The 14,551-nt window shown below is 34.3% G+C and carries 11 protein-coding genes; all 11 read left to right on the top strand.

Annotated elements, in window-relative coordinates; translation table 11 throughout:
• Nucleotides 1–17 precede the first annotated feature (17 nt).
• The gene (wecC, locus tag M1B78_RS02270; RefSeq protein WP_257931142.1) at nucleotides 18–1,223 is read left to right on the top strand and encodes a UDP-N-acetyl-D-mannosamine dehydrogenase; all 1,206 of its coding nucleotides are present in this window, start codon (nucleotides 18–20) and stop codon (nucleotides 1,221–1,223) included.
• Between the two features lie 15 nt (nucleotides 1,224–1,238).
• Nucleotides 1,239–2,387 (top strand): non-hydrolyzing UDP-N-acetylglucosamine 2-epimerase, encoded by a 1,149-nt coding sequence (gene wecB, locus M1B78_RS02275; RefSeq protein WP_257939780.1) that lies wholly within the window; start codon nucleotides 1,239–1,241, stop codon nucleotides 2,385–2,387.
• Nucleotides 2,388–2,796: 409 nt separating this feature from the next.
• Entirely contained in the window at nucleotides 2,797–3,441 is a 645-nt protein-coding gene (locus M1B78_RS02280) for a hypothetical protein (protein ID WP_257939781.1), read from the top strand.
• Nucleotides 3,425–4,867: a hypothetical protein gene (locus M1B78_RS02285; RefSeq protein WP_117588523.1), complete on the top strand. Its 1,443-nt coding sequence runs from the start codon at nucleotides 3,425–3,427 to the stop codon at nucleotides 4,865–4,867. Before M1B78_RS02280 ends, M1B78_RS02285 begins: the two co-directional genes overlap by 17 nt.
• A gap of 16 nt (nucleotides 4,868–4,883) precedes the next feature.
• A complete protein-coding gene (wzx, locus tag M1B78_RS02290; protein WP_117880978.1) occupies nucleotides 4,884–6,236 on the top strand; it encodes an O-unit flippase-like protein in 1,353 nt (450 codons plus the stop codon).
• A 22-nt stretch (nucleotides 6,237–6,258) separates the two neighbouring features.
• Complete coding sequence (locus M1B78_RS02295; RefSeq protein ID WP_117588525.1) at nucleotides 6,259–7,401, top strand: glycosyltransferase; 1,143 nt, start codon at nucleotides 6,259–6,261, stop codon at nucleotides 7,399–7,401.
• On the top strand, nucleotides 7,391–8,428 hold the full coding sequence (locus tag M1B78_RS02300) for a glycosyltransferase family 4 protein (protein WP_257939789.1): 1,038 nt from the start codon (nucleotides 7,391–7,393) through the stop codon (nucleotides 8,426–8,428). The genes M1B78_RS02295 and M1B78_RS02300 overlap by 11 nt, the downstream gene beginning before the upstream one ends.
• A 69-nt stretch (nucleotides 8,429–8,497) precedes the next feature.
• Complete coding sequence (locus tag M1B78_RS02305; protein ID WP_257939782.1) at nucleotides 8,498–10,621, top strand: bi-domain-containing oxidoreductase; 2,124 nt, start codon at nucleotides 8,498–8,500, stop codon at nucleotides 10,619–10,621.
• 13 nt (nucleotides 10,622–10,634) lie between these two features.
• Nucleotides 10,635–12,506, top strand: coding sequence for an alginate lyase family protein (locus tag M1B78_RS02310; RefSeq protein ID WP_257939783.1), 1,872 nt, complete (start codon nucleotides 10,635–10,637; stop codon nucleotides 12,504–12,506).
• Nucleotide 12,507: 1 nt separating this feature from the next.
• Nucleotides 12,508–13,725: a glycosyltransferase family 4 protein gene (locus M1B78_RS02315; protein ID WP_257939784.1), complete on the top strand. Its 1,218-nt coding sequence runs from the start codon at nucleotides 12,508–12,510 to the stop codon at nucleotides 13,723–13,725.
• A 206-nt stretch (nucleotides 13,726–13,931) separates the two neighbouring features.
• Nucleotides 13,932–14,306, top strand: a complete 375-nt coding sequence (locus M1B78_RS02320) for a hypothetical protein (RefSeq protein WP_176468297.1) — start codon at nucleotides 13,932–13,934, stop codon at nucleotides 14,304–14,306.
• Nucleotides 14,307–14,551: the final 245 nt, after the last annotated feature.

The raw sequence follows: 14,551 nt of genomic DNA on the forward strand, positions 1-14,551 counted from the left end.
AGATAACTTTTATTGATATGAAAGCATGTTTTATGGGATTGGGTTATATTGGCCTGCCTACTGCGATTATTGCTGCTAAACACGGAATTCAGATTATCGGGGTTGATATTAATCCCAAAGTTGTAGAAATGACTAATCAGGGTGAGTTGCATATCATTGAGCCAGGTATGCAGGAGCTTCTTCAAGAAGTCGTTACTACCGGTCAGTTGAAGGCTTCTACAACTCCGGAAGTGAGTGATGCCTATTTTATGGTGGTGCCTACTCCTTTTAAGGGAAATCATGAGCCTGATATTTCTTACGTGGAAGCTGCTACCCGTGCCGTAATACCTTTGTTGAAAGAGGGAGATTTGTATGTCATAGAATCTACATCACCGGTAGGTACTACTGATAAAATGTGTGATTTGATATTTGGATTACGTCCGGAATTGAGAGATAAAATTTATATTGCTTATTGTCCGGAGCGTGTTCTTCCAGGGAACGTCATTTATGAGTTAGTTCATAATGATCGAGTTATTGGAGGTCTGAATGAAGCCTCTACAGATAAGGCCATTGAGTTTTATAGTAAGTTTGTACAAGGAACGCTCCATCGCACTAATTGTAAAACGGCAGAAATGTGTAAACTGACAGAAAACTCCTCCCGTGATGTACAGATAGCTTTTGCCAATGAACTCTCTCTGATTTGTGATAAAGCAGGAATCAATGTCTGGGAATTGATAAACTTGGCGAACAAGCATCCCCGTGTGAATATTCTTCAACCAGGTTGTGGCGTTGGAGGACACTGTATAGCGGTTGATCCTTATTTCATTACGGCAGAATTTCCTATGGAATCTAAAATCATATCTACCGCTCGCGAAATCAATAACTATAAAGCATTCTGGTGTGCAGAGAAAGTGCAGAATGCCATGTTGAAGTTTGAATTGGAATATCATCGTAAACCTATCATTGCCATGATGGGACTGGCCTTTAAACCCGATATTGATGATTTGCGTGAAGCTCCTGCCAAGTATATTACTACCAAAGTGATGCAAAGCTGTAATAATGCGGATATATTAGTCGTGGAACCTAATGTGCAGGAACACAATGTGTTTAAACTTACAGACTATAAAGAAGCCTATGAGAAGGCTGATATCGTTGTTTTTCTGGTTGCTCATTCTGTATTTAAATCCTTGCCACATAATGACCGGAAAGTAATTCTTGACTTTTGCGGAATCTATAAGAAATAATTAATCCCCTATAGTATGAAGAAAATTATGCTGGTTTTCGGGACTCGCCCCGAAGCCATAAAGATGGCTCCCCTGGTGAAAGAATTTCAGAAATATCCGGAGGAGTTCAAGACAATCGTATGCGTTACCGGTCAACATCGCGAAATGCTTGATCAAGTGTTACATATATTTGATATTACTCCTGACTATGATTTGAATATTATGAAACAAGGGCAGGATTTATATGATGTGACAGCCCGTGTTTTGACGGGGATGCGGGATGTCTTGAAAGAGGCACAGCCGGATGTTGTTTTGGTTCATGGTGATACAACCACTTCTACGGCTTCGGCATTGGCTGCTTTTTATCAGCAGATTCCGGTGGGGCATGTAGAGGCGGGACTTCGTACTCATAATATTTATAGTCCTTGGCCAGAGGAGATGAATCGGCTGATAACAGGACGCATTGCTACTTATCATTTTTCTCCCACACCGTTAAGCCGACAGAATCTGTTGGATGAAGGGGTAAAGGAATCTTCTATTATTGTGACCGGAAATACGGTAATAGATGCACTCTACATGGTTGTAGATAAGATAAAGAGCGATAAGAAACTTGATGAAGAATTGGAAGGTGTTTTGAGAACTTCCGGTTATGACATTAACCGTTTGCAGGATGGAAAGAGATTAGTTTTGATAACAGGTCATCGTCGTGAAAATTTCGGTGACGGATTCATGTCTATGTGTAAGGCTATTCAGGCTCTTACAAAACGATATCCCGATGTTGACTTTGTTTATCCGATGCATTTGAATCCCAATGTTCGCAAACCCATTCATGAAGTATTTGGTGAGGATTTATCCAATCTAGGAAATATGTTTTTTATAGAGCCTTTGGAGTATCTCTCTTTTGTTTATCTGATGGAGAAATCTACTATTGTTCTGACAGACAGTGGTGGTATTCAGGAAGAAGCTCCCGGGCTTGGCAAGCCGGTACTTGTGATGCGTGATACGACGGAACGTCCGGAGGCATTGGAAGCTGGTACGGTAAAATTGGTAGGAACAAATTATGATAAGATTGTAAATGAGGTCTCTGCTTTGCTGGATGATGAGGCGCATTATGAGGAAATGAGTAAGGCGGTGAATCCTTATGGGGACGGAAAGGCTTGCGGAAGAATAACTTCTTTTTTATAATTTTTGTATGAGGCTTTTAATCGCTGATACGATATTCCCAAAGGGACATTGTTGCTTGAATAAACATTTATTGGAAATATTACTTCGAAATGAGAAAATAGCAGAAGTAAAACTCATAGATTATCAAGATTATTATGCGAACCATTCCAATAAAGTGACAAGTTATAATGTCTCTTTCCTTTTTAAAAGTAAAAATGCCTATCTAAATTATATTTGTCAATTCTTAAACTCGATATTAATAGTATTTCTGTGTTTAAGAATACGCTATGATAAGGTGTTTTTTTTTACGTTTGATACACTGTCTTTTACTCTTTTACGTTTAGTTATTTGTAAACCCATATATTTGTTCCATCATAATAATACAGATCATTTACTGAATAAATATAAGCGCAAGATTTTCAAAACGTATATGAATAAAGTAAACCATGTAGTATTTGCGGATTTTATAAAAGACTATTTAGTAAGTATTGGTGTAAGCGCAAACCGGATTTTTGTAATATCACATCCATTGCCAGATCTTTCTTTTACATCAAAAATGCAAAATACTAATGGACTAAATATGTATATAGCATTAGGACATGCAAATGATGAAAATATCATTCATGATTTGATAGAGTATGAGAAGCAAAAACATTGTTTAGAAAGAAACAATATTCATCTTGTTTTGAGAACGCAGAACTCATTTAATGAGTTACCATTATCTATAAATATAGTGACAGGTTTTTTGGCAGAAGAGCATTATATAGATTATTATAGAAAGGCGAAAGGGGTTTTAATCCTTTATCCAGATTATTTTAAATATCGATTTTCTGGTGTTTTGTTGGATGCTTTGGTTGCGAAGAAAAAAGTTATAGGGAGAAATATTCCTATTGTAAGGTATTATGCACAAAGATATCCTTCTTGTTGTTCCTTTTTTGAAGGGGTTGATGATTTAATGAAGAAAATACTTTTAGATAATATAGCTCTAAATGTAAATGAAGAAGTCTATACTTCTTTTTTGAGTGCACATTCAGATCAAGTAATAACATCTCAATTGAATGAAATTTTGTTATAAAAATGGAATATTGGATTGGCGTATTGTAGTATTAGTGTTTTTGCTATACTTGCTACATGCACTAACGGTAAAAATATTAGTTGTTGCTTCTATTATAGCTATTTGTGAAAGCGGTATATTATTATTTTTAGCATTGAAACGCAGACTTGATTTATATCTTTATACATTAGTTATCATATTGGCAACCACGTTTGAGTTTCCAATGTTTGTAGATGAATCATTGAAGTTCGTTCCATCAATAATAATGCTTCCTTTAATAAGTGGTTATTTTTTCTTATTATTATCTCTATGGCCTTTGCCTAAAATGTTAGGTAATGGTTCTATTTGGAAAACTATTTCTAAAAAATTTCCTTTTTTATTTAGTTTTGTATCTATAACGCTGGTTTTAGGAATTGTAATGGGAGTATTGTCCTTGTTTACAGATAGTACATCAAAAACATTTCATTTTTCCTTTTTTGTAAAAGATTTAATGATTCTTGGGGTATTTAATGTGTATGCATTATATTTCATGTATTCATCTTTGATTTATCCTCAATTTAAGCAGAAACTGGAATTAATAATATTTTCAGTATTAGTGGCTATGGTATTGGCAGCTTTATTTGTTTCATTAGTTGGAGCTAAGGGATTTTATGGTACAAATGAAATAATGTTAATGCCTTTGTCTTTTTTCTTTTCTACTACTATAGTCTTTTTTCTTTTTTATAAGAAATATAGTAATAATCATTTTGTATTGCTAATATTTTTGTCATGTATTACTTTTTTTATGCAATTTGCTTACTCTAATGCTTTAGGTGGTAAATCTTGGTTAGTTTTTTTTCTGATATTAATGACTTGCTTAATATTTTGGTATAAAAGAGCCAAGTTAAAATTGATATTAGGAAGTATAGTTGTATTTTTATTGTTTCCTTTTTTATTGAATATTGTTGAGAAGAAAACTGATGGAGACTCTTTATCTTCATCTAAATTGGTTCAGGCTTTGTCTTTAGTTTCTGTTGTTGATGTTGATTGGTATACCAATTTGCCCCTTTCGCCTAAAATACGTATTGAGGAATTGCTGAATACTAATTTAGAATTTGTGAAGCATCCTTCGTTTGCATTATTTGGAAAAGGATTTGGAGGAGGGCATCAAGACTATCGTTATGCATATGGTGGTTATAATCCTGCGGCTTTTTCTTTAGAAGAATACAATAATGAATATTTTATTAGAATGCATGAATCAGTGAATACTATTTTTCTAAAATTTGGTTTGTTGGGGCTAGTCTTGAGTGGAACCTTATTATTCCGGCATTGCCTTGTTTGTAATAAATCACCGTGGCTTGTTCTTGGCTGTTTATGGTTTGTCTTTTTCTGGGGGTATTCTTCTTCATTGATGTCTATAGGATTATCATCGTTGTTTATAGGGATAGAAGATGTTAGAGATAAATAGCTAAAAAGAGTATTTTATGAACTGCAATAAGAATCTTTTATGGAATTATATCGGTTATGGAAGCTCTTTGTCTATAAATATATTTTTATTACCTATTATCTTGCAGTATTTAAGTGGGGAAGAGCTTGGATTATGGTATGTTTTTATGAGTGTTGGAACTTTTGTAACAATGGTTGATTTTGGTTTCTCTCCTCAAATTGCTCGTTTTGTTACTTATGCATATGCAGGCGCTGATTCTCTTAAGAAAAGCGGAATTGTATCAGCAGTCCATACCGAAATGAATGCTGAACTATTATTGAAATTATTGATAGCATCTCGTAGGTTGTATTTATTTCTATCTTTATTTGTTTTTATTTTATTAATAACTGTAGGCTCTTATTATGTTACTGTAATTAGTAAGACTTTGCCTTATAGGCAGGTGTTATGTTCTTGGATTATTTTTTCTATAGCGTCATTCATAAATATATTGTATGGTTATTATCACGCTTTTTTTCGAGGGATAGGTGATTTTATTAGTATTAATAAAGCAATGCTGCTTTCTAAATGTACGCAAATTATTTTTGCTTATATAGGTTTGTATTTGGGATATGGACTTTTTGCAGTAGCTTTTTCTTTTTTTCTTTCAGGCGTATGCTTACGTATATATTTAGGAATTGCATTAAGTAAATTTGAAAAGGAAAGTTTTGGAACGCAGCAAAAAAATGTATTTGACGTTGGAATTTTGGATGTTATCTGGCATAATTCTTGGAGAGAGGGTATTGTAATGATCTCACGTTATCTTATTATCCAGTCTAATACAATTTTATGTTCTTTATATATTGATTTATCTGAAACGGCTGCTTATGCACTAGCAATACAAATTTTGACTATAATTTCATCAGTTTCATTGATTTATTTTACTACTAATTTACCAAAATTGAATGCAGCGCAAGTTACGAGAGATGTAAAATTGAGAAATAGACTCTTGTTTAAAACATGGTTTATATATGTTGTCAGTTATATAATGATGTTATTATTACTTTTTATTATAGGAATCCCTATAATTGAGTATATAAAGCCTAATGTAATGTTGGGAAATTCATTGTTGTTGTTTGTTTCTTTATATGTATTTTTGGAATCTAATCAATCTTTGTTTGTTTCATATATTTCTACTTCTAATAAACTTCCATATGTTTTTCCTTACTTGATTTCTGCAATAAGTGGGGTAGGATTAGCTATAGTACTATTGGAATATACAGATTGGGGAATATGGGGAATTCTTATTGCTCATTTTGTAGTGCAGTTATGTTATAATAATTGGAAATGGCCTTGTTATGCAATAAAAGAATCTAACATAAAGATTTCAAATGCTTGTGAATTGTTATATTGATTGTTTTAAATAGTTTTAAGAGATGAAAAGTAAAGTAATATTAACAATGATATATGATATCAAGTTATTTCCACCAGTGATATCTATATGTAACATATTGTCGGAATTAAATTATGAAATAGTATATATCGGTGGTTGTTCGAATGTGGCCATTGAAAGGGCATTGATAGAAAAAAATCATGTAAAATTCTATAAGACACCATTGTATGGTGGAAATGGAATGCAACGAATAATTCAACAGTGGAAATATCGAAAGCAAGTATTGAAAGTATTGAAAACTGAGTATAGCTCCAAAAATACATTTTTGTGGTTGTTACATTCTGAAACAGTCAGTCTATTTTCTGGTGTATTAGAACGTTATAATACGATATCTCATTTGTTTGAATTTAAGAATCCATCACAAAAATGGGCATACAAACTATTAAATCCTTTTTCTTCTTTTGAGGATAATTTAAAGAAGTCGAAGAAAATTATTTGCTGTGAGTATAATAGGGCTCATATCACTAAGGCTATTTATAACTTAGAAAAATTACCTTATATATTGCCCAATAAACCTTATAATAAACAATCGGAGGAATCGGTAGTATTGCCTCTTTCTATACAGGAAATAGTAGCAAAATACAAGAACAAGAAAATTATATTGTATCAAGGTATTTTTATTGCTGAAAGAAAAGTTGATGATTTTATAGAGGCTGTAAATTTATTGCCAAATGATTATGTCTTGTTTCTTATGGGGGGAGGAACTTCTTTATATGATGAGTTAAAAAATAAATATCAAAGTGATAGAATAGTTTTTTTGCCATTTTTAGCCCCTCCTTTGCATTTAGAAATAACCAAATTGGCACATATAGGAATACTTGTGTATATAGTAAATGGAGTTCCTATTAATCATGCAATTAATGTATTGTATTGTGCTCCGAATAAGCTTTATGAATATTCTAAATTTGGAATTCCAATGGTTGCCAATGATTTACCAGCATTGAATATGGCTTTTTATCAAAACAAAGCAGGGGTTTGTTTGCGGTCATTATCTGCAAAAGAAATTAGTGAAGCAATACTTAAAATTGATTCTGATTATGAGGGATATTCTCAATCATCTTATCAATTATATAATAGTATTGATATGGTTGATCTTGTAAATAGTATCGTAAGTGATGAAGGTTGAACTTTGGGGAACATATCCTCCTCCAATTGGTGGAGTTTCCATTCATATATATAGATTGATTCATAATTTGCATAAATTGGATTCTTCTATAATATTGCGTAATTTTGGGAAACATGTACCTGATATTTCCTATGTAAAACGCGTGTCTTATCCTTGGATGGAGTTTCTTCTTTTACCTTTTAGAAAGAAGAAAGTGATTCATTTACATTCCAATAATCTTTCTGCATTTGCTTTATTTCTTCTGTTAGGAGGAAGACATAAGGTTGGCGTTACATTACATAATCAGAATCTGATAAGGGAAACCTCTTATATTAAAAGAAAAATTATTCAGCTTTTTCTTCAAAATGCGGCTTTTGTTATTTTAAATGATGATAATTATTCAGTAAAGTTATGTTCGTACTTTCGATGTTCAAATGATAAATTCCATATACTTCCTGCTTTTTTGCCTCCGACCCAATCCGAATATTTAGGATTAAGTAATGAAATACTACTTTTTAGGAAGCAACATTCTTTTTTATTTTCAGCAAATGCTTATAAGCTACGTTATGAAAATGGCATTGATATATATGGTTTTGATTTATTGATACAGTTAGTGAAATCTTTGAAAGAGAAAGGTATTAATGTAGGGCTTGTTTTTTGTTTACCAATGATTGGAGATATGGAATATTATCAGAGATGCCTTTCTTTGATAAAAGAAATGAATATTGACGATAATATTTTAGTTGTACAAAAAGAAATGCCTAATGGATTTGAGGTTTGGAAATTATCTGATTTGTTTATCAGACCTACATATACTGATATAGAAGGCATTTCTGTAAAGGAAGCTCTGTATTGTGGTACTCCTGCTATAGCAAGTGATGTTTGCAAAAGGCCTAGTGAAGCTATTTTATTTAAAAATAGGAATTACGAAGATTTGGAGGAAAAAGTTTTAGCTTTCTATAAGAATCATAATCAATCTCAAATTAGAAATGCCTCTTTTGTAGATAGTACGGTTTCACAATTATGGGATATATACAAATCTGTATAATAATATTATTGATTTTGCATTAAAATAGATTCTGTTGAGTATTAGAAGGTGTTATAAAGGAAATTAATCATGAAGCAAATAATTCAAGATATGAAATTAGGGAGGACTGTACTTGAAGAAGTTCCGGTTCCTCAGGTAAAATCAGGTTATGTCTTGGTTAAAACATCTTGTTCTTTAGTGTCTTTAGGGACAGAACGTATGCTTGTCGAGTTTGGAAAGGCAAATTTGATAGACAAGGCCCGTCAACAACCAGATAAAGTAAAGCAAGTACTTGATAAGATAAAGACAGATGGTTTACAACCTACATTGGAGGCTGTTTTTAATAAATTGGGACAACCATTGCCTTTAGGGTATTGTAACTCTGGTATAGTGGTTGCTGTAGGAAATGGAGTTACAGAATTTAAGGTGGGTGATTGTGTGGCATCTAATGGACAACATGCCGAGTATGTTTGTGTACCTAAAAACTTGGTAGCTAAAATACCGGAAAATGTTTCGGATGAAGAAGCTGCTTTTACTGTAATTGGGTCTATAGGTTTGCAGGGTATTCGTTTGTTGAATCCGCAACTGGGAGAAACCGTTGTTGTAATCGGGTTAGGGTTGATTGGACTGATAACGGCGCAGCTATTGAAGGCGAACGGATGTAAAGTTATAGGAGTTGACTTTGATGAAGAAAAGGTGGAATTAGCCCGTACTAAAGGAGTGATAGGGGTAAATCCTGCTAAAGGAACAGATTCTGTAAAATATGTGCTTGAAGAAACATATTCACATGGAGCTGATGCTGTATTGATTACTGCTTCTGCTAAAACAGATGAAGTGATTCACCAAGCGGCTGAGATGTCAAGGAAAAGAGGCCGTATCGTGCTTGTAGGTGTAATAGGATTGGATATTCGTAGGGATGATTTTTATAAAAAGGAGTTATCATTCCAGGTTTCTTGTTCCTATGGTCCGGGACGTTATGATGAAGATTACGAAAATAAAGGAATAGATTATCCGTTACCTTTTGTACGCTGGACAGAAAAAAGAAATTTCGAGACTGTTTTGCAGGCAATATCCATGGGAAATATTGATGTGAAATCATTGATTACTGAAGAAGTGGATTTGAAGGATTATGAAAAGATATATGGGGACATGCGTAAACATGGTTCTATCGCTTCTATCTTGAAATATCCCGTTGATGCAAAACGAAATACGATAGTTGAGGTTGCTTCTGCTGACTTTTCAGCAACAAAAGGACAAATAGGCATTATTGGCGCCGGAAACTTTACATCGGCAACGATGCTGCCTGCTTTGACGAAAGCAGGAGCGCATATTCGGTATATTGCGAGTGCGCAAGGTTTGTCTGCTAAAGTTTTGGCTCAAAAGGCCGGTGCCATGAAAGCAACTTCTGATTACAAGGAAATCTTGAAAGATGAGGCTGTGGATTTGGTAATGATTACAACCCGTCATAATCTTCATGCTTCAATGGTGCTGGATGTATTACGAGCAAAGAAACATGTATTTGTGGAGAAGCCGTTGTGCTTGAATCAAATGGAATTGAATGAGATTACTGAAACTTATCGGGAAGCACAAAAGAATGGAGTAACATTGACTGTGGGGTATAACCGACGTTTTTCTCCTTTCGCGGTGAAAATGAAACAGCTTTCCGGAAGCGGAGTGAAAAATATTGTGGCAACTATGAATGCCGGATTTATACCGTCTGAAGTATGGGTGCATGATTTGAAAGTGGGAGGAGGACGTATTATTGGTGAGGCTTGCCATTTTATTGATTTATGCTCATTTTTCGCAGACAGTAAGGTTGTTGCCGTATGTATGAATGCAATGGGGGAAAACCCTGAAGAGAATACGGATAATGCGAGTATTTTGCTAAGATATGAGAATGGGGCGAATGCCGTGATAAACTATTTTGCTAATGGTAGCAAGTCTTATTCGAAAGAGAGAATAGAAATCTATACACAAGAAAAGACGCTGGTTCTTGACAATTGGAGAGAACTGAAAGGGTATGGTTGCAAAGGATTCTCTAAAATGAAAAAAGGCATGGATAAAGGACATACTACCCAATTTGCTTTATTGAATGATAGAATACAAAACGGAGGAGAAGCTTTAATTCCATTTGACTCTATTGTAAATACAGCCAAGGCATCGTTTGCTTGTATCGATAGCTTGAAGCAGAACAAGTGGATTGAGATTGAATAATTCTGTGTTCCTTATGAATAAACTTCTTCTTTATTTTCAGTTATTTCATAACATGGGAATAAAGTACTTTTTGTTTCGTATCCAGTATGAAATACGCCGTAAAGGGGGAATGTTGAAAAGAGCATACCCTATTTCTTGGGAGGATAAAGAATATTTGTCATTGACGGATTGGAGAAAGCACGCAAAACCCTTTTTCTTTTCAAGTAGAAAGAGCGTGAAATTGACCCATACTGATAGTAGGGTACTTTCAGAGAGAGTCAATAGAATGAAGCGCGGTGAATATTGCTTCTTTTCTGCCGTTTGGTACAACCTTGGAACGGATTATGACTGGCTGACAAACCCTGATACGAACTATAAATATAACGCGAATGTACACTGGACGACAGTAGAGGATATTGTGCCTGAAGCAGGGGATATAAAGTATGTATGGGAAAAGTCCCGTTTTTCTTTTCTCTATGACATTATCCGCTATGATCAAAAGTCTGGTGAAAATCATGCGTCTTTTGTATTCTCTCAAATAGAGGACTGGATTCATAAAAACCCACTTAATTGTGGACTTAATTATAAATGTAGTCAGGAAATATCTTTGCGTGTATTGAATTGGTTATTCGCACTTTATTATTATAAAGATTCGGTTGAATTGACGGAAGATATTTTTAAGCTAATCATTCAGTCTGTTTATTGGCAAATGAAGCATGTACGTGCAAATATAAATTTTTCCCGGATTGCAGTGCGTAATAATCATGCAATAACGGAAACGTTGGCGTTGTATCTGATAGGTCTGTTATTTCCTCAATTTCCAGAATCTGGAGAGTGGAAAAAGAAAGGGAAAAAATGGTTTGAGCAGGAGATAAAATACCAGGTGGCAGAAGATGGTACTTATCTGCAATTCAGTATGAATTATCATCGGGTAGTGGTTCAGCTTTTGACATGGGCCATTACTCTGGCAGACAGAAATGGGGAGCGGTTTTGTGATGAAGTATATAAACGTGCTTATCAGTCTGTGAATTTTTTGTATCAGTGCCAGGATGATTCGACCGGTCGGTTACCCAATTATGGCTCAAATGATGGAGCTTTGTTTTTTAAACTTAATGATTGCGATTATCGTGATTATCGTCCTCAACTCGATGCGTTACATTATTTGCTTACTTCTGAACATTTGTATGACCGGCAGTATGAGGATAGAGAATGGTATTTGTGCGAGTGGAAAGCAAACCGACAGATGTATCCACCAATAAAAAAACAGTTTGGTTGCATTTCTTTTGATAAGGGAGGATATTATTGTATTCGTGAAAAGGATACTTTTTCTTTTATCAGATGTGGAAGACATAAGGACCGACCTGCGCATGCGGATAATCTGCATTTGGATATTTGGTATCAGGGAGAGAATTGTTTGTTTGATGGGGGTAGTTATAAATACAATACAACAGAGAAGTTACTTCGATATTTTATGGGTACGGAATCTCATAATACAATAATGCTTGAAGGACATGACCAAATGTTGAAAGGAGATCGATTTATTTGGTATAATTGGTCGCAAGCAGAGTGGAGTTCGTTGAAAGAAACAGAGGATGTTTATATATTTGAAGGAAAAGTTTCTTGTTTTACTTATCTGAATAAGGAAATAAAACATTATAGAAAGATTGTAAAATGGAAAAACACATGTAAGTGGGAGATAGAAGATTGTATAGATGGTAACCCCAAAAATATGAATATGCGTCAATTATGGCATACAAATAAGGATAATCTTAGTTTGGAATCAAACGGTGAAACTATTGATACAGAACAATTATGTTCTAATTATTATGGTCAAACGACTAAATGTAGGCAAATCGAATTTCAGACTAAAAATAGCTCGATAAAAACAATCCTTCAATTTATATAAGATGAGAGTACTTTATTTCCATCAACATTTTACCATTCCCACCCAAGCGGGGGGGACACGTTCTTATGAATTGGCAAAACATCTGGTTGCCAGAGGTCATTCTGTTTGCGTGGTTTGTGGTGAAACGGCCAAGCTGGATTTGCCGAACACAACGATGAAAAATGTTCATAGAGGAATGGTCGATGGTATAGATGTGATTCAGATAGCTTTGCCTTACTCTAATAAGGATGGCATCGCCAAAAGGGCATGGACTTTCGTGAAGTTTGGATGGAAGGGTATTCAAATAGCATTGAAAGAAGATTATGATTTGTTGTTTGCGACTTCTACTCCTTTGACAGCCGGTATTCCAGGCATAGTAATGAAGTTGTTCCGGAAGAAAAAATTTATTTTTGAAGTTCGTGACTTGTGGCCTGAATTACCTAAGGCCTTAGGTATGAAGAATCCTTTTTTATTGTGGGGGATGAATATTTTGGAGTGGTTGAGTTATCATTGCGCGGATGCTTGTGTTGGTCTTTCTCCTGGAATTTGTGAAGGAATTAAAAGAAGGAGCCAGTCGGGCAAGCGTATTTCGATGATTCCGAACGGGTGTGATTTGGAGATATTCAAGCCATCTTCACGTGATAATCTTTCGTTGGAGGGCATTTCCAAAACAGATAAAGTGGCGGTTTTTACTGGTGCACATGGAATTGCTAATGGTTTGGACGCAGTGTTGGATGCTGCTGCAGTGCTGAAGGCAAAGCAACGGACGGATATTGTGTTGGCATTTATAGGAGACGGTAAAATGAAACCGCATTTGATGGAACGAGCTCGAAAAGAGCAATTGGATAATTGTCGTTTTTATAATCCGATGCCTAAGAAGGAACTAAATAAAGTTGTTGCATCAGCAGATTTGGGTTTGATGGTATTAGCTGATGTTCCGGCTTTTTACTATGGAACTTCACCTAATAAGTTTTTTGATTATATATCTTCAGGATTGGCTGTCTTAAACAATTATCCAGGTTGGCTTGCTGATATGATTCAAGAAAATAAGTTAGGGATTGTTGTTCCTTCTAAAGATGCAAATGCTTTTGCCGAAGGCTTGATTTCTTTATTGGACGATGATACATACAGAGCAGAGTGTGGGCAAAGAGCTCGGGCATTTGCAGAAGCTAATTTCTCAAGGAAATTGTTAGCGGATAAATTTGTTTCTTTTTTAGAGGAAGTGATTTCTTTTGTATAAAAATCATTGTTGATAACCAATAATATAGCAAAAGGTTAAATAATCAATGTTTTGCCGGTATTTATATTGACTATTTATAGTCTATTGTTATATTTGCAAAATCAATTATTTAACAAAATCTAATTGGTATTAGAAAGGGAAGATATATAATGTGTTGTGTTGAAGTCATTAAAGATAATATTGTTGCTATTCAAACGGAATCGGCAATGAATAAAAAGGCTATGGATAAGGCTATTGATACTTATTTGGATATAATTTTAGATATTCAGAAAAACATACGTAGTTTGAATAAATCTATAGCTGAACTTTATGATTTGATTCATGATAATTTCTCTCAATTAACAAAAGAAGACTATTCTCAGATAGCTGATATGTATAAAAAGCTAATTCGGAATCTGATTGGATTATATACAACTTATCGAACATCCCATTTTTATTCCGGTATAAAAACCGATTTGAAGAATTTTAAAAATGGCATTGATGATTTGCAGGAGATAGGGAATGATATTAGAATATTTATTGTTTCACTTCCTCAAAATAATGATTATAGGAATTTGGTTGGTTTAATCAATAGCTTATAATTGTTGTGCTTGTTTTTTATTCCATTCAGGCATTTCGAAATGCCCTAACAAAGCTTTGTTCTAAGCCCAAAGAAGGTTATGGCAGTGTTGTGAAAGATATATGTAACTCATTTAAGGATAAATCTATAGAGGAAATTCGCATAAATCGGGACATGGTGCTTAATGAAGGTAAACGTCCTATTTTCCGCCTTGACGCTGATTTAATATAAATATACCTTTGTGGCAAACTTGAAATTTACAGTTAT

It is taken from the genome of Bacteroides muris (ex Fokt et al. 2023), from assembly GCF_024704895.1.
Taxonomy (GTDB): Bacteria; Bacteroidota; Bacteroidia; order Bacteroidales; family Bacteroidaceae; genus Bacteroides; species Bacteroides muris.

Coding starts and splice junctions, on each gene's coding strand:
- wecC (WP_257931142.1), top strand. CDS start 18: ATGAAAGCATGTTTTATGGGATTGGGTTATATTGGCCTGCCTACTGCG.
- wecB (WP_257939780.1), top strand. CDS start 1,239: ATGAAGAAAATTATGCTGGTTTTCGGGACTCGCCCCGAAGCCATAAAG.
- M1B78_RS02280 (WP_257939781.1), top strand. CDS start 2,797: ATGAATAAAGTAAACCATGTAGTATTTGCGGATTTTATAAAAGACTAT.
- M1B78_RS02285 (WP_117588523.1), top strand. CDS start 3,425: ATGAAATTTTGTTATAAAAATGGAATATTGGATTGGCGTATTGTAGTA.
- wzx (WP_117880978.1), top strand. CDS start 4,884: ATGAACTGCAATAAGAATCTTTTATGGAATTATATCGGTTATGGAAGC.
- M1B78_RS02295 (WP_117588525.1), top strand. CDS start 6,259: ATGAAAAGTAAAGTAATATTAACAATGATATATGATATCAAGTTATTT.
- M1B78_RS02300 (WP_257939789.1), top strand. CDS start 7,391: ATGAAGGTTGAACTTTGGGGAACATATCCTCCTCCAATTGGTGGAGTT.
- M1B78_RS02305 (WP_257939782.1), top strand. CDS start 8,498: ATGAAGCAAATAATTCAAGATATGAAATTAGGGAGGACTGTACTTGAA.
- M1B78_RS02310 (WP_257939783.1), top strand. CDS start 10,635: ATGAATAAACTTCTTCTTTATTTTCAGTTATTTCATAACATGGGAATA.
- M1B78_RS02315 (WP_257939784.1), top strand. CDS start 12,508: ATGAGAGTACTTTATTTCCATCAACATTTTACCATTCCCACCCAAGCG.
- M1B78_RS02320 (WP_176468297.1), top strand. CDS start 13,932: ATGAATAAAAAGGCTATGGATAAGGCTATTGATACTTATTTGGATATA.